A 1844-nucleotide genomic window follows, 5' to 3' on the forward strand; every position below is an offset into this window, starting at 1 on the left:
GCGCAGGCCGATGTAGACGTGCAGCGCGGCGGGCACGCCCAGGCCCAGCAGCAGGCCCAGCACCTGGCGCCAGCCCAGCCCGCCCGACGAGCGCCGCGCCGGCCGCGATGAGGCATCTTCCGAGGACACGTCCGTCACGCGCGCCACCTTCCGTCCCAGGACAGCGGGACGCTTTCGAGCGCGGTTGGATAACAGGCGCCCCGTCGCCGCGCCCGGCTACCCCTGGCGGGCGCCCGAAGGCTCCCCCTCCCGGTGTTCAGCCCCGGGCGCGGCGGCGGGCCAGGGCCGCGAGCCCCACCAGGGCCCAGACGCCGAGCATTCCCGCGGGCGCAGCGCCGCAACCGCAGCCCACGTCCAGGTCGGTGGGCCCGCGCACCTGGAAGCCCACCTCCGGCGAGCGCAGGCCGGCCTCGCCCTCGGCCGTCATCCCCTGGGCGACGACGCGGTGCGCGCCCGTCGCGAGCGCCGCGTCCCGGCCCACCGTGTGGCGGAAGACGCCCTGCGCGTCGGTGGTGACGGTGGCGAGCGCGACGCCATCCAGCTCTAGGCGGATCAATGTATCGGGCAGGGCCACGCCCACGAACGTCACCGTGGGGTCCACCGTCGCGTCCTGCGCGGGCACGACCATCATGGGCACTGCGGGGTCCGCCGTGCCCGCGTCGGTGCCAGTGCCGCCGTCCGCGCCGGCCACCACCACCTCGAAGCCCACGACGTCGGAGTGCGGCCCGTCATCGCCCACCTCGTTGTGCGCGTGCACGGAGACCTTGTGCACGCCCACCGACAGCGGCTCGGAGTCCGGGACCTGGAAGCCGAAGCGCCCGAGCAGATCCACCGGCACGATGTTGTCCGGCCCGTCGTCGATGACGACGCCCACGGTGAGGCCATTGGGCGTGGTGCCGGCGAACAGCGGCGTGGGCCCCGTGGTGTCCCCGTTCCTGGGCACCACGAGCACCGCCATGCCCAAGGCGCCGCCATCCGCGAGCACCACCTGGGGTGAGGTGAAGCGCACCGACGTGGAGCCCGTGCTGGCCACGCCGAACGCCTCCGCCCACGCGACGACCGAGTGCCCACCGGCCTGCAGTGCCGCGACGGGGTCCAGGGAGAAGCGGCCATCGGCGGCCGGCACCGCCGCGCCCACCTCGCGACCGTCGACGACGATGTGGACCACCGGGCCGTTCGTGTCCGCGGTGCCCTCGAAGCGCGGGCGCGTGGTGGTGGTGACCGTGCCCTCCGCGGGCGCGGTGATGACGGGCGTGCCCGGCGCCTGGTAGGGCTGAGCCAGCTCCTGCACGGTTCCAGCCGACGTGCCCCCGGTCGAGAGGCCCCCGTCGGACGAGGGGCCCCCGTCGGGCGTCGGACCCGCGTCGGGGCCACCATCCGGGCCGCTGGCAGGCCCCGCGCCATGTGAACCCGCGCCAGGGAAGCCCGACTGGCCGGCGCTCCCCGCGCTCACATTGAACGGGCACACGCCGCCCTGGCCGTGCAGCAGCACACGGCCGCCCGCGCCGCCACCGCCAGGCCCCAGCGCGTGGCTGGACGTCGCCACGTCGCCGCCGTTGCCTCCCGGAACCTCCACCGCGCCGCAGTCCAGCGTGCTCAGCGAGCGCAGCAGCACCGCGCCTCCCGCGCCGCCACCGCCCGCGCCGTCAGGGCCCGAAGCCGGCGGGGCCGAGAGCCCGGCGGCACGGATGACGCCCGCGCCCTGGAACGAGCTGGCGCGGATGAGCACCGCGCCGCCGCCGCGCCCGCCGCTGCTGCCGCCGTCGTCATTGCCCTCGCCCGCGCCGCCGCCGCCGCCGAAGACGAAGCGCTCGAACACGGAGTAGCTCAGCGCGGCCCCACCC

At 76.4% G+C, this 1844-nt stretch carries 1 pseudogene; it reads right to left on the reverse strand.

What is annotated here, in order from left to right:
* Positions 1-256: 256 nt before the first annotated feature.
* Positions 257-1844: pseudogene (locus D7V93_RS45625) on the reverse strand (adventurous gliding motility protein AgmC); the annotation flags it as partial.

It is taken from the genome of Corallococcus llansteffanensis (genome assembly GCF_003612055.1).
Lineage (GTDB): Bacteria > Myxococcota > Myxococcia > Myxococcales > Myxococcaceae > Corallococcus > Corallococcus llansteffanensis.